Genomic DNA, 20,460 nt, shown 5'->3' with positions numbered 1-20,460 from the left:
CGAACAACGGGTAGTTGCCGTGTTGGGCGCAAAACAACTCTACATGCGGATAGGCTGATTACGTGAACTGCCGGTCCGCCGGCAGGAGAGACCGTATCTGAGGAGCCACCTGTGTCAGAGTCCACCGAGTCCGCGCCGTCGAACACCAACGCCCCGGCCCGCCGCGTTCTCGTCGCTGAAGACGAGACCCTTATCCGCCTCGACATTGTCGAAATCCTCACCGGCGAGGGTTACGACGTCGTCGGCGAAGCAGACAACGGGGAAAAGGCCGTACAGCTGGCCAACGAGCTTAAGCCGGACCTGGTGCTGATGGACGTCAAGATGCCGTTGATGGACGGCATCACCGCCGCAGAGCAGATCGTCAAGGCCCGCATTGCCCCCGTGGTCCTGCTGACCGCCTTCAGCCAGAAGGAACTGGTGGAGCGTGCCCGCGAGGCCGGCGCCATGGCGTACGTGGTCAAGCCCTTCACCCCGGCGGACCTGATCCCGGCCATCGAGATTGCCCTCTCCCGGCACGAGGAGATCAAGGCCCTCGAAGCCGAGGTCACCGACCTCAAGGAACAGTTCGCCACCCGCAAGCTGGTGGAGCGCGCCAAGTCGCTGCTGACCACCAAGATGGGGCTGACCGAACCCGAGGCCTTCCGCTGGATCCAGAAGACGTCCATGGACCGCCGCCTGAGCATGCGCGAAGTGGCCGAGACCATCATCAACCAGGTCAACTGATCCGCACCTGAACTGCAGCGGTTCCCTGCCGACACCGGGCACCGCATACAAAAGGTCCCGTCCGATTGGACGGGACCTTTTGTATGGAAGGAAGCATAGCGGGAAGCTAGATGGCCTTGGCCTTGCCCTTCTTGCTGTCCTTGACCGGCCACGGGCCGACCTTCTCCTTGATCCGCTCCTGGCCCTCGGCGCGCTGGCCGGCGTCGGCAATGTCGCCTACGCGGTGCACCTTGAGGTTGTTGGTGGAGCCTGCCTGTCCGGGAGGCGAGCCAGCAGCGATGACCACCAGGTCATTGTTTTCCACCAGGCCCTCTTCGAGCAGGGTGCGGTCCACCTGGGCAGTCATCTGGTCGGTGTGCTCGGCGAACTCCACCAGCATGGGTGCCACACCCCAGAACAGGGTCATGTACCGGTAGGTTTCCTCCACGGGGGTGAAGGCGAAGACCGGCTTCGACGGGCGCAGGCGGGACAGGCGCCGGGCCGAATCGCCGGACTGGGTGAAGGTACAGATGTACTTGGCATCCAGCTGGTCGGAGATTTCGACGGCGGCACGGGTGATGGCGCCGCCGCGGGTGCGCGGCTTGGAGCCCAGCGGCGGAACGCGATTCAGGCCGTGCTCCTCGGTGGACTCGATGATCCGGGCCATGGTCTCCACCGTGTCGATGGGGTACTTGCCCACGGACGTCTCGCCGGAAAGCATTACGGCGTCGGCACCGTCCAGCACCGCGTTGGCGCAGTCGGAGGCCTCGGCGCGGGTGGGGCGGGGGTTGTCGATCATGGATTCGAGCACCTGGGTGGCCACGATGACGGGCTTGGCCCAGCGGCGGGCCAGCTCAATGGCGTTCTTCTGCACCAGGGGAACCTCTTCGAGCGGCAGCTCCACGCCCAGGTCGCCACGGGCAACCATGATGGAGTCGAACGCGTCGATGATTTCCTCGAGGTTGGCCACGGCCTGCGGCTTCTCGATCTTGGCGATGACCGGCACACGGCGGCCTTCCTCGTCCATGATCTCGTGCACGCGGGCAATGTCGCCGGCGTCGCGCACGAAGGACAGGGCAACCATGTCGACGCCGCGCTGCAGGGCCCAGCGGAGGTCGTCCTCGTCCTTCTCGGACAGGGCGGGAACGTTCACGGCAACACCGGGCAGGTTGATGCCCTTGTTGTTGGAAACGTTGCCCGGTACGACGACCTGGGTAACCACGCTGGTGGCGGTGACGTCTACGGCGCGGAGCTTGACCTTGCCGTCATCGATCAGCAGGAAGTCGCCCACCTTCACGTCACCGGGCAGGCCCTTGTACGTGGTGGAGCAGATTTCCTTGGTGCCGGGAACGTCGTCGATGGTGATGGTGAACGTATCGCCCACGTTCAGGAAGTGGGGTTCCTCGGTGAACCGGCCGAGCCGGATCTTGGGGCCCTGGAGGTCTGCGAAGATGCCAACGGGCATTCCGAGCTCAGCGGAGGCCTTGCGCACGTTCTCATACGTGGCGTTGTGTACGGAGTGGTCGCCGTGGCTCATGTTCATACGGGCGACGTTCACGCCCGCGCGAAGAACCGCTACCGTGTTTTCGTAGCTGGCGATCGCTGGTCCAAAAGTGGCAACAATCTTTGCGCGTCTCATGTTTCCAGCCTAGTCTCCCTTGGCAGTTTCCGCATGGGATAAGGCCAGCGGGGCGTGCCGGAAGGGCCCCGGGCGGGGTGCCCATACGGCCTGCGTCCCCCGGCGAAAGGGGTCCGGCCTGCACAGATTCCCAGAAAAGGGCAAAACCGCCGCCCCATGCCGGGCTCCGCGGGCTCCAAAGGTGGGAATCTGTGCAGCGGCGCAGGTGCTCAGCCCCGCCGATACAGGACCCGGGCAGCGAGGAATGCTGACACAAGGAAGGCGGTCAGCCATCCCATCGCCACCCATATTTCGCTGCCCGCCGACTGGCCGGCAAGGAGATTCCGTATGCTGTCGACGATTGCCGTGACCGGCTGGTGTTCGGCGAACCAGGCGACCGGACCGGGCATGGTATCAACGGGCACAAAGGCGGAACTGATGAACGGCAGGAAGATCAGCGGATAACTGAAGGCGCTGGCACCGTCCACGGTTTTCGCCACCAGGCCGGCAATGACGGCCAGCCACGTCAGTGCGAGCGTAAACAGGACCAGAATGCCGACGACGGCGAGCCAGGCCGTGACGGAGGCTCCGCTCCGGAACCCCGCGAGAACGGCAACACCGTGGCGCTCATGGTTTTTCTCCCTGCTTTTCGACGTGGCGCTGAAGCTGTTCGATGCGTGCGGCGAGGAAGGACCAGGATCCCCAGAACTCCCGGAGGTAGTCCTCCCCCTCGGCATTGAGCGTGTAGACCTTGCGGGGCGGCCCCTTTTCGGAAGGGACTTTTTCGACGTCGACGAGCCCGCGCTTCTCGATGCGAAGCAGCAGCGCATATACGGTGCCCTCGGCAATGTCCGTAAAACCCTCCTGGCGCAGCCGTGCGGTGATGTCGTACCCGTACGCCGGCTCCGTCGCGAGGAGCGCCAGAACGATGCCCTCCAAAGTGCCCTTGAGCATCTCCGTCATCTGCTTGCCCATCGCCGCCCCGTCTGCGCTACTTAGTGATACCTAGTACTAGTAGACAGTAACACTAAGTACCGGTCACGCAAGAGGTTTGGACCGGGAAATTTATGCCGCCCGGCACAGCAAAGCCCGGAGACCAAGCCTTACTGGTCTCCGGGCTCGCGGCTGCCTGCCCACCAATTGGGCAGGTAAGGGTGCCTAGCCGTTCCGGTACGCACCGCCGTCGACGTCGGGCGTATGGCCCTCGGGCGTGTAGTAGCCGGACGGATACTGGCCCGGCGCATATTGGCCGGGCTGCTCCGGCTGGAACTGGCCCGGCTGGAACTGGTCCGGCGCATGCGGACCGGACGGGTACTGACCTGACTGGTACGGGTCGGACGGGTACTGGCCTGACTGGTACTGGTCCGGCCGGGGCGCCCCGCCCGCATTCGGCGGCAGGAACGGCCGTCCATCGGCGGTCAGCAGCGGGGCCGTGTGCTGACCCGGGTACAGCGGTGCCGGACCGGCAGCCACCGGCAGGACGTCGGCTTCCGCTCCCACAGTGGCGACGCCGAAGGGCTTGCCGACCTTGCCGGCCAGGACCGGCCTGAAGACGCCTACCAGTACCGCCAGGCCCACAACGAAGACATAACTGGGCACGTCGCGGTCCCGTCCCAGCACCACGGCGAGCACAATGAACAGGCCGCCCGCGACGATCCCCGCCACCAGGACAAGGAATGCCTTGGGCCGGAACCGGACCTCCACCGGCGGACGCAGCGGGTCCTTCCGCAGTTCCTTCGCCTCGGCGGCGGCCATCATCCGGAAAACCAGCGTCAGCATTCCCACCATGATCACCACAAGAATGACGATGAACGTCAGGAAACCCCCCATTTGTTTTGCCCCCCATATCAACCCAACGAATGTTTGTAAGTGCACTGAGGACAGTGCACCCACACCCTACCCGAGCGGGGGTGCTTCCCGGGGAAAACAAAGCAGGCACCGGAACTGTGTCCGATGCCTGCTTCACGGTAATGCGGTGGATCCGGGACCGCTAGAGCGGGGTAATCGCCCGGTCCGTCGGCGCCACCGGGGCCGGCAGACGGGTGCTGCCCATCAGCCACTGGTCCACGGCGGCGGCTGCGGCGCGGCCCTCGGCAATGGCCCAGACAATCAGGGACTGGCCGCGGCCGGCGTCACCGGCGGCAAACACGCCGGGCGTCCCGGTCATGTAATAGCCGTCGCGGGCCACGTTGCCGCGGTCATCGAATTCGGCGGAGACCTGCTCGGGCAGTCCGGCCGGTTCCGGGCCGGTGAAGCCCAGGGACAGGAACACCAGGTCCGCCGGGATGATCCGCTCCGTGCCGGCCTTGGGCAGGCGCTTGCCGTCCACGAATTCCGTCTCGGCCACCTTCACGCCGGTCAGCTTGCCGTTCTCCCCCACAAACTCGACGGTGGAGGCCAAGTATGTGCGTTCCCCGCCTTCCTCATGGGCGCTGGCCATTTCGAACAGCGTCGGGAACATCGGCCACGGCTGGTGCGCTGCCCGCTCGGTGGGCGGCTGCTGCCCGATGGCCAGGGTGGTCACGGACGCGGCCTGCTGCCGGTGCGCGGTGCCCAGGCAGTCCGCGCCGGTATCGCCGCCGCCCAGGATCACCACGTGCTTGCCTTCGGCGTTGATCTGGTTCTTCACCCGGTCCCCGGCCACGGCCTTGTTGGACTGCACCAGGTAGTCCATGGCGAAGTGCACGCCGGACAGTTCCCGGCCCGGGATGGGCAGGTCGCGCGGTACGGTGGCGCCGGTGGCGATCACCACGGCGTCGTAGCGGCGGCGCAGCTGCTCCCAGCTGATGTCCTTGCCCACCTCCACGCCGGTGCGGAAACGGGTGCCTTCGGCGCGCATCTGCTCCAGCCGGCGGTCCACCTGGATCTTTTCCATTTTGAAATCGGGGATGCCGTAACGAAGCAGCCCGCCGATCCGGTCGTCCCGCTCGTACACGGCCACGGTGTGTCCGGCACGGGTCAGCTGCTGGGCGGCGGCCAGGCCTGCGGGGCCGGAGCCGACGACGGCGATGGTGCGGTCGGTGAGCCGCTCCGGCGGGTGCGGGGTCACCCAGCCTTCACCCCAGGCTTCGTCGATGATTGAGACTTCCACCTGCTTGATGGTGACCGGCGGCTGGTTGATGCCCAGCACGCAGGATGCCTCGCAGGGTGCCGGGCACAGCCGGCCGGTGAACTCCGGGAAGTTGTTGGTGGCGTGCAGCCGTTCAATGGCCTCGGCGCCCTTGTCCCGCCAGGTCAGGTCATTCCACTCGGGAATGAGGTTGCCCAGCGGGCAGCCCTGGTGGCAGAACGGGATGCCGCAGTCCATGCAGCGTCCGGCCTGGGCCTTGAGCACCCCCTTTTCCTGCGCTTCATAGACTTCCTTCCAGTCCATGATGCGCACGGGCACGGGGCGCCTCGGCTGGGTCTCGCGTTCGCGTACTTTCAGGAATCCGCGTGGATCAGCCACCGGTAACCTCCAAAATCTGAGTCCAGGCCTCGGCGCCGTCGGGATCAAGTCCCGCAGCGGCGGCGGAGGCGCGGGCGCCGAGTACTGCTGCGTAGTCACGCGGCAGCACCTTGGTTATGCGGGATACGGTGTCCTCGAAGTTCTCCAGCAGCTTCTGCGCCAGATCGGACTCCGTCTCCTCCAGGTGGCGGATCAGCAGCGCGCGGACAATGTCGATGTCCTCGGCGTCCGGAGCTTCCAGCCGCAGCTCGCCGCGCTCCAGGCTGTCCTTGTTGACGTTGGCCGGGTCCAGGTCCACCACAAACGCGGTGCCGCCGGACATGCCGGCGCCGAAGTTGCGTCCGGTGGGTCCGAGGATGAGTGTCTGTCCCCCGGTCATGTATTCACAGCCGTGGTCGCCGATGCCTTCCACGACGGCGGTTGCTCCGGAGTTGCGGACCAGGAAGCGTTCACCCACCTGGCCGCTGAGGAACATTTCGCCGCTGGTGGCGCCGTAGCCGATCACGTTGCCGGCAATGACGTTCTGGTCGGCGGCAAAGGAATTGCCGCGGTCCGGCCGGACAATGATGCGCCCGCCCGAGAGTCCCTTGCCCACGTAGTCGTTGGAATCCCCCAGCAGCCGCAGCGTGATGCCGGCCGGCAGGAACGCCCCCAGCGACTGCCCGGCCTGGCCGGTCAGGCTGATGTCGATGGTGTCCGGGGCGAGGATGTCGGTACCGAATGTCTTGGTGACGGTGTGGCCCAACATGGTTCCCACCGACCGGTCAGTGTTCACCACGTCCAGGGCAATCCGTACCGGCGCACGGTTCTGCAGCGCGTCGGCGCTCATCTCGATCAGCTTGTTGTCGAAATGGGCTTCCAGCTCGTGGTTCTGCGGCACCATGTTGCGCAGCGGCGCCCCGGGATCCACTTCCGGTCCGCGCAGGATCGGCTCCAGGTCCAGTCCGTCGGCCTTCCAGTGGTCGATTGCCGCGGCGGTGTCCAGCAGTTCGGTGTGGCCGATGGCCTCTTCCAGCGTGCGGAAACCGAGTTCGGCCAGGATTTCGCGGATTTCCTCGGCGATGAACTCGAAGAAGTTCACCACGAATTCCGGCTTGCCGGTGAAGCGGCTGCGCAGTTCGGGGTTCTGCGTCGCCACGCCCACCGGGCAGGTGTCCAGGTGGCAGACGCGCATCATGACGCAGCCGGAGACCACCAGCGGGGCGGTGGCGAAACCGAATTCCTCGCCGCCCAGCAGGGCGGCCATGACCACGTCGCGGCCCGTCTTCAGCTGCCCGTCGACCTGCACCACCACACGGTCCCGCAACCCGTTGAGCATCAGGGTCTGCTGGGTTTCGGCCAGGCCCAGTTCCCACGGGGCGCCGGCATGCTTGAGCGAGTTCAGCGGGGACGCGCCGGTACCGCCGTCGTGCCCGGAAACGAGGACGACGTCGGCCTTGGCCTTGGTCACGCCCGCCGCCACGGTGCCGATCCCGGCCTCGGAGACCAGCTTGACGTGGACCCGGGCAGCCGGGTTGGAGCGCTTCAGATCGTAGATCAGCTGCGCCAGGTCCTCGATGGAGTAGATGTCATGGTGCGGCGGCGGGGAAATCAGTCCAACGCCGGGCGTGGAGTGCCGCGTGCGGGCCACCCACGGGTACACCTTCTGCGCCATCAGCTGGCCGCCCTCGCCGGGCTTGGCGCCCTGGGCCATCTTGATCTGCAGGTCCTGTGCGTTGGTCAGGTACAGGCTGGTGACACCGAACCGGCCGGAGGCGATCTGCTTGATGGCCGAGCGGCGCTCGGGATCGAGCAGGCGCTCCACGTCTTCGCCGCCCTCGCCGGTGTTGGACTTCGCGCCCAGCCGGTTCATGGCGATGGCCAGCGTCTCGTGCGCTTCCTTGGAGATGGAACCGTAGCTCATGGCGCCGGTGGAGAACCGCTTCACGATGCTGGACACCGGTTCCACTTCCTCCAGCGGAACGGGCGTGCGCTCCCCCAGTCGGAAGTCGAGCAGGCCGCGCAGGGTCATCAGGTTCTTCGACTGGTCGTCCACGCCCTTGGTGTAGGCCTTGAAGATGTCGTAGCGGCGCTCACGGGTGGCGTGCTGGAGGCGGAACACGGTTTCTGGGTTGAACAGGTGCGGCGGTCCTTCGCGCCGCCACTGGTACTCCCCGCCGTTGTCCAGCGGGCGGTGCGGTTCCTCCACGCCGTCGCCGGGGTACGCCTCGGCGTGCCGGGCTGCGGCTTCGGCGGCGATAACGTCCAGGCCGACGCCGCCGAGCTGGGTCTGGGTGCCGTGGAAGAACTCGTCCACCAGTTCCTGGCCCAGCCCCAGTGCTTCGAAGGTCTGGGCACCGCAGTAGGAGGCCACGGTGGAGATGCCCATCTTGGACATGATCTTCAGGACGCCCTTGCCCAGGCCCTTGATGAGGTTGCTCACGGCTTCCTCGGCGGTGACGCCGGTGATGTCGCCGTTGCGGACCAGTTCCTCGCAGCTTTCCATGGCCAGGTACGGGTTCACGGCGGAGGCGCCGTACCCGATGAGCGCGGCCACGTGGTGCACTTCGCGCACGTCTCCGGCTTCCACGAGCAGGGAAATCTTGGTGCGGTTGGCGCTCTTGAGCAGGTGGTGGTGCACGGCGGAGAGCAGCAGCAGGGACGGGATGGGTGCCCACTGTGCGTTGGAGTCGCGGTCGGAGAGCACAATGTACTGCACGCCGCGGTTCACTGCTCCGGAAACCTTCTCGCAGATTTCGCTCAGCCGGGCACGCAGTTCCGCTTCCCCTCCCTCGGGCCGGTACAGGCCGCGGACCTTCAGGGCAATCCGGTCCCCCTCGCTGTCCGTGAGGTTGGCGATCTTGGCCAGCTCGTCATTGTTGATCACCGGAAACTTGAGGGCGATCTGGCTGGTCCGAACCTGCTTCAGGGACAGCAGGTTGCCGTTGGGCCCGATCGAGGCCTGCATGGAGGTGACCAGTTCCTCGCGGATGGCGTCCAGCGGCGGGTTGGTCACCTGGGCGAAGGACTGCACGAAGTAGTCAAAAAGCAGTCGCGGCCGCTTGGACAGCACCGCAATGGGGGTGTCGGAACCCATGGCGCCCAGCGGTTCGGCGCCGGTGCGTGCCATCGGGCCCAGCAGGATCCTCAGTTCTTCCTGCGTGTAGCCGAAGGTGCGCTGGCGGCGGTTGATGGAGGCCTTGGTGTGCAGCACGTGCTCTCGTTCGGGCAGTTCCTCCAGGCGGACCTGGTTTTCCTTCACCCATTCCGCCCACGGGTTGGCTGCGGCGATTTCGGCCTTGATTTCGTCGTCTTCGATCAACCGGCCTTCGGCGGTGTCCACCAGGAACATCTTGCCGGGCGAGACGCGGCCCTTGCGGACCACCGTGGCCGGGTCGATGTCCACTACGCCCACCTCGGACGCGAGGACCACGAGGCCGTCGTCGGTGACCCAGTAGCGGGCCGGGCGCAGGCCGTTGCGGTCCAGCACCGCACCCACCTGGGTACCGTCGGTGAAGGACACCGCGGCGGGTCCGTCCCACGGCTCCATCAGCATGGAGTGGTACTGGTAGAAGGCCCGGCGGGCGGGATCCATGGTGGCATGGTTTTCCCACGCCTCCGGGATCATCATCATGATCGCGTGCGTAATCGGGCGGCCTGAGAGCATCAGCAGCTCCGCCACCTCATCAAAGGACGCCGAGTCCGAGGCACCCGGGGTGCAGATGGGGAACAGCTCTTCGGGCGTTTCCCCCAGCAGGGGGTTCTTCATCTGGGACTGGCGGGCCCGCATCCAGTTCCGGTTCCCCTTGACCGTATTGATTTCACCGTTGTGGGCAATGGTGCGGAAGGGCTGGGCCAGCGGCCAGGACGGGAACGTATTGGTGGAGAAGCGCGAGTGCACAATCCCCAGCCGGGTCTTGAACCGGGGGTCGGAGAGGTCCGGGAAGAACGGTTCCAGCTGCGCGGTGGTGACCATGCCCTTGTAAACCATGGTCTTGGAGGACAGTGAGGGGAAGTACACGCCGAACTTGTTCTGTGAGCGCTTCCGCACCCTAAAGGCACGGGCGTCCAGGTCACCGGCGGCGGCACCGTCGGCCGGGGCCAGGAACACCTGGACAAAGTAGGGCATGCAGGCGCGGGACATGGCGCCCACGAGGTCCGCCACAATGGGCACCTCGCGCCAGCCCAGCACGCTCAGTCCCTCGGATTCGGCAATGGCCTCCACACCGGCACGCGCGGTGTGCTGCTCGCGGTCTTCGGTGGGCAGGAACGCCGTACCGACGGCGTAGCCTCCGGCTGCCGGCAGCTCGAAGTCGACTACGGCGCGGAAGAACTCATCGGGAACCTGGGTGAGCAGGCCGGCGCCGTCGCCGGTACCTTCGTCAGCGCCCACTGCGCCGCGGTGTTCGAGGTTGCGCAGGGCGGTGAGGGCGGCGTCGACAATTTCGTGGGTGGGCTCGCCGCGCAGGGTGGCAATCACGGCCAGGCCGCAGGCGTCCTTTTCGTTTTCGGCCCGGTAAAGGCCGGAATCCTCCGGGAGCGCGGCAAAGCGGGTGAAGGGTGAGACTACGGTTTCAGAAGAGCCGGAGCCGGAAAAAGCAGACAGGGAATCAGTCATAAGAAGTGAGTCCTTCCCCCTTATAAGAGCGTCGGGAGGGGACAGCGCTGGCCCCACGGCGGGAATCCACTGAGGGACGCTCCGCGGCGTTGATTGATTTTACGGCTCACTTCAGCCCCGTAAACCCGGAACTTTCTCCGGTTTTACTGGGAGTTTGGGGTGCCGTTTACCGGCGCTTTTCCGGATGGGTCTCCCGGTACTGCAGCCGAATGGCGCCACGTCCCTGTGGCTTGCCGCCTGCAGTACCGGAAGGGTGACCCGGGGTGTTCAGGCGGAAGGTCCGTTGTCCTTGGACCGGCGAGGATTGGGGTCCTCGGTTTTTGTCTCTGCGAGATTAGCACGCGGCCGGCCTCCGGAACGCGCCGATTCCGCATTCGGGCCTTCTGTTTCGTTCTTGTTATCGACGGCCGTGCTTTCGGCTTCCGCCGACGGTTCGTGCCCGGGAAGGTAAAGGGAGCCTTCGGCACCCTTACGCGCCTTGGAAGTCAGGTAAACGAACATTGCCAGGGACGCCGCCAGCAACAGCACACTGGTCCACACGTTGAGGCGCTGTGTGACGCCAAAAAGCGTAATCATTTCGGCGTCGTCGATGCGCAGCAGTTCAATCCAGAGCCTGCCCACCGTGTAGAAGGCCACGTACAGCCAGAACAGGCGACCGCCACGGAGTTTGAACCTGCGGTCCAGGAGCAGCAGCAGCGCCACGCCGGCCAGGTTCCAGAGCGACTCGTAGAGGAAAGTCGGGTGGAACAGCGTGCCCGGGGCAGCATCAGCCGGGAAGTTGGCGTTGTCCGGATCGATTTCCAGGCCCCAGGGCAGATCGGTTTCCGCACCGAAGAGTTCCTGGTTGAACCAGTTGCCCCAGCGGCCGATGGCCTGGGCGAGCAGCAGCCCCGGCACGCCGACGTCGGCGAAGGTGGAGAGCTTGACGCCGGCCCGGCGGCAGCCGATCCAGGCGCCCACGGCGCCCAGCGCCACGGCGCCCCAGATACCCAGGCCGCCACGCCAGATCTGCGGGATCAGCGCCAGGTCCCCGTCCGCGCCGAAGTAGGCGTCCGGGGAGGAAATGACGTGGTAGAGCCGGCCGCCGATGATGCCGAACGGGATGGCCCAGATGGAAATATCCCACACGGCATCCGCGGGCAGTCCGCGGTCCTTCCAGCGCCGCGCGGTGAGCCACAGGGCCGCCATGATGCCGGCCAGGATGCACAGGGCGTAAGTGTGGATGGTCAGCGGCCCCAGGGAGAAGCTGGCGAACTCGGCACCGGGGCTGGGGATGCTCGCCGGCACCAGGATCGGGTTCATGCGCTGCCCTTCGGGGTTCCGGTGCTCAGTTCGCGGGTCAGTTCGGCCACAGCGGCGGTACCGCCGTCGCGCAGGGCGGCCACCAGGGCGGTGCCGACGATAACGCCGTCGGCGTAGGCACCGATCTCCCGCACGTGTTCGGCCCGGGAGACGCCCAGGCCCACGCAGACGCGTTCGGCGCCGGCGGCACGGGCGGCGGTCACCACGTCCTGGGCAGCGTCGCTGACGCTGTCGCGGGCACCGGTAACGCCCATGATGGACACGGCGTAGACAAAGCCGCGGCTGGCCGCCACGGTGCTCTTCATCCGGGCCGGGGTGGAGGACGGCGCCACCAGGAAGACCCGGTCCAGCCCGTACTTATCCGAGGCGTCGAACCATTCGCTTGCTTCATCCGGTACCAGGTCCGGGGTGATCAGCCCGGCTCCCCCGGCCTCGGCCAGGCGGCGGGAGAATTCCTCCACGCCCATGCGCACCACGGGGTTCCAGTACGTCATCACCAGCACGGCGGCGTCGGTGGCGGCGGTGATGCCGGCAACCACGTCGAAGACCTCGGCCACGCGGAAACCCTCGGCCAGGGCCTGGGTGGTGGCGGCCTGGATGACCTGGCCGTCCATCACGGGATCCGAATACGGGATGCCGATTTCAATCAGGTCGGCGCCGTTTTCGGCGAGGGCAATGCCGGCATCGATGGTTGCCTGCACGCTGGGGTAGCCGGCGGGAAGGTAGCCGATGAGCGCGGCGCGGCCGTCGGCGGCCGCCCGGTCAATGGCGGCCGCTGCCTTGCTCTGCTTTACCTCGGTGCTCACAGCTGTTCCCCTTCTTTGCCGATTTCGGCTTCGGCTGACTGGTCATCCAACAGGTTGAACCATTCCGCGGCCGTGGCCACGTCCTTGTCGCCGCGGCCGGAGAGGTTCACCAGCACGATCTTTTCGCCGACGTCGCCCTCCTCCTCGGCGAGGCGGCGGCCCACCTTCATGGCACCGGCCAGGGCGTGCGCGGATTCGATGGCGGGGATGATGCCCTCGGTGCGGCAGAGCAGCCGGAAGGCCTCCATGGCCTCGGCGTCGGTGATCGGTTCGTAACTGACCCGGCCGATGTCGGAAAGGTACGCGTGCTCCGGTCCCACACCGGGGTAATCCAGTCCCGCGGAGATGGAATGCGATTCGATGGTCTGGCCGTCGTCGTCCTGCATCAGGTAGGAACGGGCGCCGTGCAGGACGCCGGGGCGGCCCAGCGTGATGGTCGCGGCGTGCCGGCCGGTCTCGACGCCGTCGCCGCCGGCTTCGAAACCGAAAATCCGTACGTCGGGGTCATCGAGGAAGCCGTGGAAAATGCCGATGGCGTTGGAGCCGCCGCCGATGCAGGCGCAGACGGCGTCCGGCAGGCGGCCCGCCTGCTCGAGCATCTGGGCGCGGGCCTCATCGCCGATCACTTCGTGGAAGTACCGGACCATGGCCGGGAAGGGGTGCGCGCCGGCGGCGGTGCCCAGCAGGTAGTGGGTGTTATCCACATTGGCGACCCAGTCCCGCAGGGCCTCATTGATGGCGTCCTTCAGCGTCCGGGAACCGTTGGTCACCGGGATGACCTTCGCGCCGAGCAGTTCCATGCGGGCTACGTTCAGTGCCTGTCGGCGGCAGTCTTCCGCGCCCATGTAGACCACGCATTCCAGGCCCAGCAGGGCCGCGGCCGTGGCACTGGCCACCCCGTGCTGGCCGGCACCGGTTTCGGCGATCACGCGGGTCTTACCCATGCGCTTGGCCAGCAGGGCCTGGCCCAGCACGTTGTTGATCTTGTGCGAGCCGGTGTGGTTGAGGTCCTCGCGCTTGAGGAAGATCCGCACCCCGCCGGCGTGCTCGGAGAACCGCTTGGCCTCGGTGAGCAGGGACGGACGGCCGGAGTAGTTCTTGTTCAGGTCCGCCACCTGGGCGCGAAACTCCGGATCGGCCTTGGCCTTTTCGAACGTGTCTTCCAGCTCGTCCAGCGCGGCAATCAGGGATTCAGGCATCCATCGGCCGCCGTATTCGCCGAAATACGGACCGGAGGCATGGCGCAGGGAGGAGACCCCTCCGCGCAGGAAAGCCTCAGTGAGGTGTCCGGATTCTGCGGCAGCACCGGCTGCCTGGGCCTGTTCCGACTTCATGGTGCATGTCCTGTCCTGCTTGTGCCCGGGTGCGTGCAGCCCGGGCAGAGGGGTGTGGTGCTATGGGTCAGCTTTCACCGTCGGGTCGCCAACCGCGGCCGGCAATGGCCTTGGCGCCGGTGGCAGTGAATTCGCTGATGGTTTCGGCCGGGGAAGCGTGCCGGACGAGGGCCTCGCCTACCAGCACGGCGTTGGCTCCGTTGGCGGCGTAATGCCCGACGTCGGCTGCGTCGCGGACACCGGACTCGGCGATCACCACGGGGCCGGCGGGGATGCTGCCGGCAAGTGCCGCGAAGACTGAACGGTCTACGTCCAGTGTCTTGAGGTTGCGCACATTGATGCCGATCAGCCGGGCGCCCAGCGTCACGGCACGTTCGACTTCCTCAGGGGTGTGGGTCTCCACGAGGGCGTTCATGCCCAGCTCATGGGCCAGGTCCAGGAAGGTGCGCAGCTGCTCATCATCCAGTGCCGCGACAATCAGCAGGACCAGGTCGGCGCCGTGGGCGCGTGCTTCCCAGATCTGGTATTCGTCAACGGTGAAGTCCTTGCGCAGCACCGGGATGCCGACGGCGGCGCGTACGGCGTCGAGGTCGGCGAGCGTGCCCTTGAAGCGGCGCTGTTCGGTGAGGACGCTGATCACGGCCGCTCCCCCGCGCTCATAGGCTGAGGCGAGGGCTGCCGGGTCCGCTATGTCCGCGAGGGCGCCCTTGGAGGGGCTGCTGCGCTTGACCTCGGCAATGACCCGCAGTTCGGTGCGGGGTTCTGCCGTACCGCCCAGTGCGGCGTAGGCGTCCAGCGGTGCCGGGGCGCGCAGGGCCTGCGCGCGGAGCTCCTCGAGCGGGACAACCTGCCGGCGTTCGGAAAGATCCTCCCGGACGCCGGCAATGATGTCGTCGAGAACGCTCATTTAGTGGCTGCTGTTCTTCAGCTTCGAGCCGTTGACGCCGTAGCCTGCCTTGCGCATGATGAAGCCCACGAGCAGGCCGATCAGCATCACGGCGATGCCGGCGAAGAAGCCGACGTAGCTGGCCAGGACGTAGGCGACCGACGAAACGGCGGCACCCACAATCATGATCAGGACGCAGGTCCAGGCGGCGGGGGTGTTGCCGTGGCCGATGGTTTCATCGTGGATGCTGGCGTGGCTCTCGCCTTCGTTTTCCTGGCCGGCGTCAAGGTGCTGGTCGGTGGCGTTTGTGCTCATGGTGAATCTCCTCTTAACGAATCTGGGTTCCATTCTGCCATTACTGGGCGGAAACCCTTTCACATATTGCGCCGGTGTCCGGTGCAATTCGGTGGTCTGCGGTCCGGCGGAGGGCTGATGCCCCCGCCTCTGCCGGTCCGGAAAGCTACTTGTCCGTGGGGTCTTCGCCGCGGGTGAGGCGGTCCCAGCCGTCGATTTCGTCCATCGGCTCTGCGGTGTCCTCCGCAGGGCCGTCCGTATCCGCTCCGGTGTCCCAGGCCGCGTCCGCGCCGGTGTCCCGGGTACCCGGGACAGTACTGCCGGCGTCGTCAGCTCCCGCCGTCGCGGCAGGGGACGGTGCGGCGGCGTAGCGGCGGGAGGTGGTCCAGTGCCGTCCCGCCAGGGCCAGCCACACGCCGGAGAGGGCCATGAGGATGCCGGCCACCAGGGCCACGTAGGGTACGGCGGTCAGTTCCACCACGGTGCCTTCGGCGGAGGTGACGCCGATGGCCTTGCCAATGGCCCCGGCGGCGCCCTGCAGCGGGTCGCTGATGATCCGGTAGCTGGCCGCGGCCACGCCCACCCCGGCAACCACCAGGATGACGGCGGTGATCCAGCGTCCCACCCGGCCGGCGATGGCGGCTGCCAGCGCAGCGGCCACACCCACCACGGCGAAGGCGGTGACGGCGGTGGCGGCGTCGGACCCGGACACGGCCACGTCGGGCGTGGCTACGGTGGTGGTTGGCAGGGCAACGTTCAGCCAGGTGCGGGTGGTGGTGCCAAAGGCCAGGGCTGCCAGCAGCACTGCGCCCATGATAACGGTGGCCTTGCGCTGCCAGCGCGGAGCGGTGCGGGGTGCTGCGGGATCGGTGGTGCTCACTTGTCTGCTTCCTGGGGATTGGTTTCCGCGACGGTTTCCAGCGACCGGGCGATCAGGGCCGCCCGCAGGGGTGCGGCGGCCTTGTTGACGGTTTCCTGGGCTTCCGCCTCGAGATCCGAGTCGTTCACGATGCCGCCGCCGGCCTGCACGTAGGCCTTGCCGTCGCGCAGCAGGGCCGAGCGGATGGCGATGGCCATGTCCATGTCTCCGGCGAAGTCGAGGTATCCCACCACGCCGCCGTAGATGCCGCGGCGGTGCGGTTCCACCTCATCGAGCAGGCGCAGGGCCCGCGGTTTCGGGGCGCCGGACAGGGTGCCGGCAGGGAATGTGGCGGCCAGCACGTCATAGGCGCTGGACTCCTCCGCGAGCCGGCCGACGACGGTGGAGACCAGGTGCATGATGTGGCTGAACCGCTCCACCTCCATGAACTGGGTGACATCGATGCTTCCCGGCCGGCACACCTTCGAGAGGTCGTTGCGGGCCAGGTCCACCAGCATGAGGTGCTCTGCCCGTTCCTTCTCATCGGCGAGCAGCTCCTCGGCCAGCGCCCGGTCCAGCTCCTGATTTTTCCCGCGGGGACGCGAGCCGGCAATCGGGTGCGTAATCACGTCGCGTCCGGTCACGGTGACCAGGGCCTCCGGAGAGGAACCCACCACATTGAAGGGGTTGCCGTGGGCGTCTTCGAAGTTGAACAGGTACATGTACGGGCTGGGGTTGGTGGCACGCAGCACCCGGTACACGTCCAGGGCGTCGGCGCGGCAGTCGGCTTCGAACCGGCGGGAGATGACCACCTGGAACACCTCGCCGTCCACAATGGCCTGCTTGCCGCGCTGCACGGCCCGGGTGTAGTCCGGCTTCGGCCAGCTTTCCTTCACGTTTGCGGCCACGTCAATCACGGTGTCCGGCGCCATGACGGACGCGGCCTGCGGCGTGGGGGCGGCCAGGCGGGCGAGCATGGAGCGGACCCGGGCCACGGCGTCGTGCCAGGCCTCGTCCACCCGCTCGTCGGAGCCGTCGAAGTTGATGGCGTTGGCCACCAGGGTCACGGTGCCGTCGCTGTTGTCATGGATGGCCATGTCGGAGACCAGGTTCATGGCGATCTCGGGCAGGTCCAGGTCATCGGCGGGCGGATTGGGCAGTTTTTCCCAGTGCCGCACGGATTCCCAGCCCACAAAACCGACCATGCCGGAAGTGAAGGGCGGCAGCCCCTCGAAGCGTTCGGTGGCCAGCAGGTCCACGGTGCGGGCCAGGGCTTCCACCGGGCTGCCGTCCACCGGGACTCCGGCGGGCGGCTTGCCCAGCCAATGTGCCTTGCCGTCCAGGGTGGTCAGGGTGGCACGCGAGCGGGCGCCAATGAAGGAGTAGCGGGACCAGACGCCACCGGACGCGGCGGACTCCATCAGGAAGGTGCCGGCTTCGCCGCCCGTCAGCTTCCGGTAGATGCCGATGGGCGTGTGGGCATCCGCCAGCACGGTCAGGCGCACGGGAATGACCCGGTGCTGGGCGGCCAGGGACCGGAATTCGTCCAGGCCGGGACGGATGGTTCCAAGATCCTGCATGTTCTCCTGCTTCTTCCCTGCGGTGTTCGGGGCGGACATGGTGGGGCGGGGCTGGTGCGGCGTCTCTGCTGCGCCGGGGCTAGCCGGCCGCGGGGGCGCCGACGACGGCGGCCAGCTCACGGCCGTCGAAGCAGGTGCGGGTTCCGGTGTGGCAGGCGGCGCCCACCTGGTCCACGCGGACCAGCAGCGCGTCGCCGTCGCAGTCCAGGGCCACCGATTTCACCCACTGCACGTGCCCGGAGGTATCCCCCTTGCGCCAGTATTCCTGCCGGGACCGGGACCAGAAGGTCACCCGCCCGGTGGTCAGCGTGCGGTGCAGGGCTTCCTCATCCATCCAGCCGAGCATCAGCACCTCGTTCGTGTCGTACTGCTGGACGACGGCGGCCACCAGCCCGGCGTCGTCGCGCTTGAGGGCGGCGCGCAGTTCGGCAGGCAGGTGCGGATTCTGGGGCGAAGGTGAGGATGACATCGTCCTAATTCTAGTGCCACGGGGTATCTTGCCTGCGAACGGCCGGTAACGTGCCGCCACAGCGCCGAAATCCGGCGTTCCATGCTAGTTTCAGCAGTGATGCATTACGTAGAACCGTCCCGTGAAGTCCTCGCCGAGACCTTGCTTGCGGCGGGTCCCCACGCGCCCACGCTCTGCCAGGGGTGGACCACCAAGGAGCTGGCCGCGCACCTCTACCTGCGCGAGCACAAAATCAGCTCCGCCGTGGGTCTCTTCGTGAAGCCCCTGGCCGGCCGTGCGGACAAGGCTTTGGCCGAAGTGGCGCAGAAGGCGTCCACCACCGAGAGCTACGCCAAACTGGTCCGCTCCTTCCGTGCCGGCCCTCCTGCCTACTCCCCCATGCACCTGAAATCCGTGGACAACAGTGCGAACCTCAGCGAGTACTTCGTCCACACGGAGGACGTCCGCCGTGCCGCTTCGGACCGCTGGGCGCCGCGCGCCCTGGACAGCGATTATTCCGATGCCCTGTGGGCGGAGCTGATCAAGCGTGCCGCCATCCTCTACCGCGGCGTGGACCTGGGCATTGTCCTGGTCCGGCCGGACGGGCCCCGGCACGTGGCCAAACGTGCACCGGTTTCAGTGGCCATTGTGGGTGAGCCGGGTGAGCTGCTGATGCATGCCCACGGCCGCACCCGGCACGCACTGGTGATGTTCGAAGGCCAGCCGGACGCCGTCGCGCTGCTGGAGAGTGCGGAGATCGGGATCTAGCTCTTCCGCTTCTCCGGCCCTCCGTATCGCCCATGCGTGTCGCGGGGACTTTCCCGGTCCCCCGTGGGATTTCCGCCCGCTTCACTGCATGGCAGCAGCAGTCAGCAGCACCGCGAGCCAGGGTTTCCGCGACCCCCGAATCTGCCCGTATTACGCCAAAGGGGCGGCCCCTGGGCAAGGGGCCGCCCCTGAAACCGGGTCCGGGTTAGCTGGCGGAGTCGGCTTCGGGTTTCTCCGGACTGTGCCCGGCGGCTGCCGCCCGGGCGTCGCCGTCTTCGTGTCCGTCCTTCTTGCCGCCCTTCTTACCGAACGGCAGGACCTTCATCAACGGGTGCAGGACCGCCATGACCACCAGGCCCCAGGCCAGCCCGACGACGGCCGAGCACAGGGTGTTCACGAGCCAGCCGAGGAAACCGCCCACAACGGCAATCCCGGCCACGGGGTGTTCCAGGGTATGGACCAGGTCATAGGGCGCGTGCCAGCCGAGGTCGGACACGCCCACGAGCATGATGTGGCCGCCCACCCAGAGCATGGCGATGGTTCCGACAAAGGTGATGGCCGCCAGGACGGCGGGCATCCCCCGCACCAGCATCCCGCCGAAACGCTGGGCGCCGGCAGACTCCTTCTTGGCGAGATGCAGGCCGATGTCGTCCATCTTGACGATCAGGCCGACGGCCCCGTAGACGAGGATAGTGATCGCAATGGCCACGACCACCAGGCTGATGGCCTTGACCCAGATGGACGCGTCGCCCACTTCGTTCAGGGCGATGACCATGATTTCGCAGGACAGGATGAAGTCCGTGGTGATGGCGCCCTTAACCACCTTGGACTCAGCGTCCGGGCCGCGCTCCACTGCAGGCGCGCCCTTGTCTTCATGGTGGCCGAAGAACTTGTGCCAGACCTTCTCCGCACCCTCGTAGCAGAGATACGTGCCGCCCAGCATCAGGATGAACGGGATCACGCCGGGGATAAAGGCACTGACCAGCAGCAGCGCCGGCAGGATGAACAGCAGCTTGTTCCGCAGCGATCCCCAGAAGATCTTTTTGATCATCGGCAGTTCGCGTGAAGGGTCCGCACCGGAGACGTACTGCGGGGTCACCGCGGCGTCGTCAATCACAACGCCCGCGGCCTTGGCTCCTGCTTTAGCGGCACCGGCGGCGATGTCATCCACCGAAGCGGCGGCTATGCGTGCCAGGGCAGCGACGTCATCCAGCAGGGCAACGAGCCCGCCGCTCACAGTTCAGCTCCGTGCTGGTACGGTACGGGCAGGTGCTCACGGTGGGCGCCCTCCAGGCGCAGAATTGGCATGGACCCAATTATAGGTGGGGCTGGGACGGCGGACACACTACGCCGGGAGCGCTCCGCCCTCCACCAGGATTGCATGCACTATGGCCCATTGGGCCCAGACGAAGACCAAGATCAATGCCGTTCCAAAGATTGGCACCCTCACACGGGCTCCCTTTCCCATGTGATGGGCATCAGGCTTCCGTGTTGCCCTCCACAGTCCCACGAGGGGCACAAAAACGGGCAGTATCGCTAGCGGCATGGGTACCCCGTTCCTGCCAAACTGGCCGTCGTAGGGCAACTTCGTGCTTAGGGGAACACTCAGTAAAACAAACACCGCCAAGGCTGCGCAGACCGCCGTGGCGGCGACACATAGGATTCCCATAATCCTGGTGGTCTTCTTTCCCATCAGAAGATCGAGCTCGGTCAGCTCCTCGCGAGGGCGTCCATTCAAAAGCACCGGGCGCTCTTCATCTTCCACTGTGAGGCTCCCCTTCTAAAACGGATTTACAAACACCAGAGATAAATTCTGGC

17 protein-coding genes and 1 pseudogene are annotated in these 20,460 nt (G+C 66.6%); 2 read left to right on the top strand and 16 right to left on the bottom strand.

Going from position 1 to position 20,460, the window contains the following annotated elements:
- Positions 1 to 111: 111 nt before the first annotated feature.
- Entirely contained in the window at positions 112 to 723 is a 612-nt protein-coding gene (locus AC5RUF_RS01130; protein WP_493996451.1) for an ANTAR domain-containing response regulator, read from the top strand.
- 106 nt (positions 724 to 829) lie between these two features.
- On the opposite strand, the gene pyk is transcribed toward AC5RUF_RS01130, so the two are convergent.
- From pyk to hisI, 14 genes and pseudogenes are all read right to left on the bottom strand, one after another.
- Positions 830 to 2,341, bottom strand: coding sequence for a pyruvate kinase (gene pyk, locus AC5RUF_RS01125; RefSeq protein WP_493996452.1), 1,512 nt, complete (start codon positions 2,339 to 2,341; stop codon positions 830 to 832).
- Positions 2,342 to 2,550: 209 nt separating this feature from the next.
- Positions 2,551 to 2,940: pseudogene (locus AC5RUF_RS01120) on the bottom strand (ABC transporter permease); the annotation flags it as partial.
- Between the two features lie 7 nt (positions 2,941 to 2,947).
- Positions 2,948 to 3,295: a PadR family transcriptional regulator gene (locus AC5RUF_RS01115; RefSeq protein WP_493996456.1), complete on the bottom strand. Its 348-nt coding sequence runs from the start codon at positions 3,293 to 3,295 to the stop codon at positions 2,948 to 2,950.
- Between the two features lie 183 nt (positions 3,296 to 3,478).
- On the bottom strand, positions 3,479 to 4,150 hold the full coding sequence (locus AC5RUF_RS01110; RefSeq protein WP_494129423.1) for a hypothetical protein: 672 nt from the start codon (positions 4,148 to 4,150) through the stop codon (positions 3,479 to 3,481).
- Positions 4,151 to 4,310: 160 nt separating this feature from the next.
- On the bottom strand, positions 4,311 to 5,768 hold the full coding sequence (locus AC5RUF_RS01105) for a glutamate synthase subunit beta (protein ID WP_494129422.1): 1,458 nt from the start codon (positions 5,766 to 5,768) through the stop codon (positions 4,311 to 4,313).
- Complete coding sequence (gltB, locus tag AC5RUF_RS01100) at positions 5,761 to 10,365, bottom strand: glutamate synthase large subunit (RefSeq protein WP_494129421.1); 4,605 nt, start codon at positions 10,363 to 10,365, stop codon at positions 5,761 to 5,763. The genes AC5RUF_RS01105 and gltB overlap by 8 nt, the downstream gene beginning before the upstream one ends.
- Positions 10,366 to 10,632: 267 nt before the next feature.
- Positions 10,633 to 11,667, bottom strand: a complete 1,035-nt coding sequence (gene lgt, locus AC5RUF_RS01095) for a prolipoprotein diacylglyceryl transferase (RefSeq protein ID WP_494129420.1) — start codon at positions 11,665 to 11,667, stop codon at positions 10,633 to 10,635.
- On the bottom strand, positions 11,664 to 12,473 hold the full coding sequence (gene trpA, locus AC5RUF_RS01090) for a tryptophan synthase subunit alpha (RefSeq protein WP_494129419.1): 810 nt from the start codon (positions 12,471 to 12,473) through the stop codon (positions 11,664 to 11,666). The genes lgt and trpA overlap by 4 nt, the downstream gene beginning before the upstream one ends.
- The gene (gene trpB, locus AC5RUF_RS01085; protein ID WP_493997960.1) at positions 12,470 to 13,807 is read right to left on the bottom strand and encodes a tryptophan synthase subunit beta; all 1,338 of its coding nucleotides are present in this window, start codon (positions 13,805 to 13,807) and stop codon (positions 12,470 to 12,472) included. The genes trpA and trpB overlap by 4 nt, the downstream gene beginning before the upstream one ends.
- A 67-nt stretch (positions 13,808 to 13,874) precedes the next feature.
- Positions 13,875 to 14,714, bottom strand: coding sequence for an indole-3-glycerol phosphate synthase TrpC (gene trpC / locus AC5RUF_RS01080; RefSeq protein ID WP_493997961.1), 840 nt, complete (start codon positions 14,712 to 14,714; stop codon positions 13,875 to 13,877).
- Positions 14,715 to 15,008: an HGxxPAAW family protein gene (locus AC5RUF_RS01075; protein WP_493997962.1), complete on the bottom strand. Its 294-nt coding sequence runs from the start codon at positions 15,006 to 15,008 to the stop codon at positions 14,715 to 14,717.
- 145 nt (positions 15,009 to 15,153) lie between these two features.
- Positions 15,154 to 15,867, bottom strand: coding sequence for a Trp biosynthesis-associated membrane protein (locus AC5RUF_RS01070; RefSeq protein ID WP_494129418.1), 714 nt, complete (start codon positions 15,865 to 15,867; stop codon positions 15,154 to 15,156).
- Complete coding sequence (locus tag AC5RUF_RS01065; protein ID WP_494129417.1) at positions 15,864 to 17,426, bottom strand: anthranilate synthase component I; 1,563 nt, start codon at positions 17,424 to 17,426, stop codon at positions 15,864 to 15,866. Before AC5RUF_RS01065 ends, AC5RUF_RS01070 begins: the two co-directional genes overlap by 4 nt.
- 79 nt (positions 17,427 to 17,505) lie before the next feature.
- On the bottom strand, positions 17,506 to 17,895 hold the full coding sequence (hisI, locus tag AC5RUF_RS01060; protein ID WP_493996138.1) for a phosphoribosyl-AMP cyclohydrolase: 390 nt from the start codon (positions 17,893 to 17,895) through the stop codon (positions 17,506 to 17,508).
- Positions 17,896 to 17,994: 99 nt separating this feature from the next.
- Here hisI and AC5RUF_RS01055 point away from each other — a divergent pair, with 99 nt between their 5' ends.
- Entirely contained in the window at positions 17,995 to 18,642 is a 648-nt protein-coding gene (locus tag AC5RUF_RS01055) for a TIGR03085 family metal-binding protein (protein ID WP_493996137.1), read from the top strand.
- A 205-nt stretch (positions 18,643 to 18,847) separates the two neighbouring features.
- On the opposite strand, the gene AC5RUF_RS01050 is transcribed toward AC5RUF_RS01055, so the two are convergent.
- Together AC5RUF_RS01050 and AC5RUF_RS01045 are read right to left on the bottom strand one after the other, a co-directional pair.
- Entirely contained in the window at positions 18,848 to 19,879 is a 1,032-nt protein-coding gene (locus AC5RUF_RS01050; protein WP_494129416.1) for a DUF808 domain-containing protein, read from the bottom strand.
- Positions 19,880 to 19,987: 108 nt separating this feature from the next.
- Positions 19,988 to 20,407 carry a hypothetical protein gene (locus AC5RUF_RS01045; RefSeq protein WP_494129415.1) on the bottom strand — a complete coding sequence of 140 codons (420 nt, stop codon included), beginning with the start codon at positions 20,405 to 20,407 and terminating at the stop codon, positions 19,988 to 19,990.
- Between the last annotated feature and the right edge of the window lie 53 nt (positions 20,408 to 20,460).

This window comes from Arthrobacter sp. Y3224198 (genome assembly GCF_059090025.1).
The sequence above is the reverse complement of the archived record's forward strand: the minus strand, read 5'-3'. Positions and strand labels throughout refer to the sequence as shown.

What these genes read in the sequence shown, in the direction of transcription:
- trpC (WP_493997961.1), bottom strand. Translation starts at nt 14,714, where the DNA reads ATGAGCGTTCTCGACGACATCATTGCCGGCGTCCGGGAGGATCTTTCC.
- AC5RUF_RS01055 (WP_493996137.1), top strand. Translation starts at nt 17,995, where the DNA reads ATGCATTACGTAGAACCGTCCCGTGAAGTCCTCGCCGAGACCTTGCTT.
- AC5RUF_RS01075 (WP_493997962.1), bottom strand. Translation starts at nt 15,008, where the DNA reads ATGAGCACAAACGCCACCGACCAGCACCTTGACGCCGGCCAGGAAAAC.
- trpB (WP_493997960.1), bottom strand. Translation starts at nt 13,807, where the DNA reads ATGAAGTCGGAACAGGCCCAGGCAGCCGGTGCTGCCGCAGAATCCGGA.
- lgt (WP_494129420.1), bottom strand. Translation starts at nt 11,667, where the DNA reads ATGAACCCGATCCTGGTGCCGGCGAGCATCCCCAGCCCCGGTGCCGAG.
- pyk (WP_493996452.1), bottom strand. Translation starts at nt 2,341, where the DNA reads ATGAGACGCGCAAAGATTGTTGCCACTTTTGGACCAGCGATCGCCAGC.
- AC5RUF_RS01110 (WP_494129423.1), bottom strand. Translation starts at nt 4,150, where the DNA reads ATGGGGGGTTTCCTGACGTTCATCGTCATTCTTGTGGTGATCATGGTG.
- hisI (WP_493996138.1), bottom strand. Translation starts at nt 17,895, where the DNA reads ATGTCATCCTCACCTTCGCCCCAGAATCCGCACCTGCCTGCCGAACTG.
- AC5RUF_RS01115 (WP_493996456.1), bottom strand. Translation starts at nt 3,295, where the DNA reads ATGGGCAAGCAGATGACGGAGATGCTCAAGGGCACTTTGGAGGGCATC.
- AC5RUF_RS01065 (WP_494129417.1), bottom strand. Translation starts at nt 17,426, where the DNA reads ATGCAGGATCTTGGAACCATCCGTCCCGGCCTGGACGAATTCCGGTCC.
- gltB (WP_494129421.1), bottom strand. Translation starts at nt 10,365, where the DNA reads ATGACTGATTCCCTGTCTGCTTTTTCCGGCTCCGGCTCTTCTGAAACC.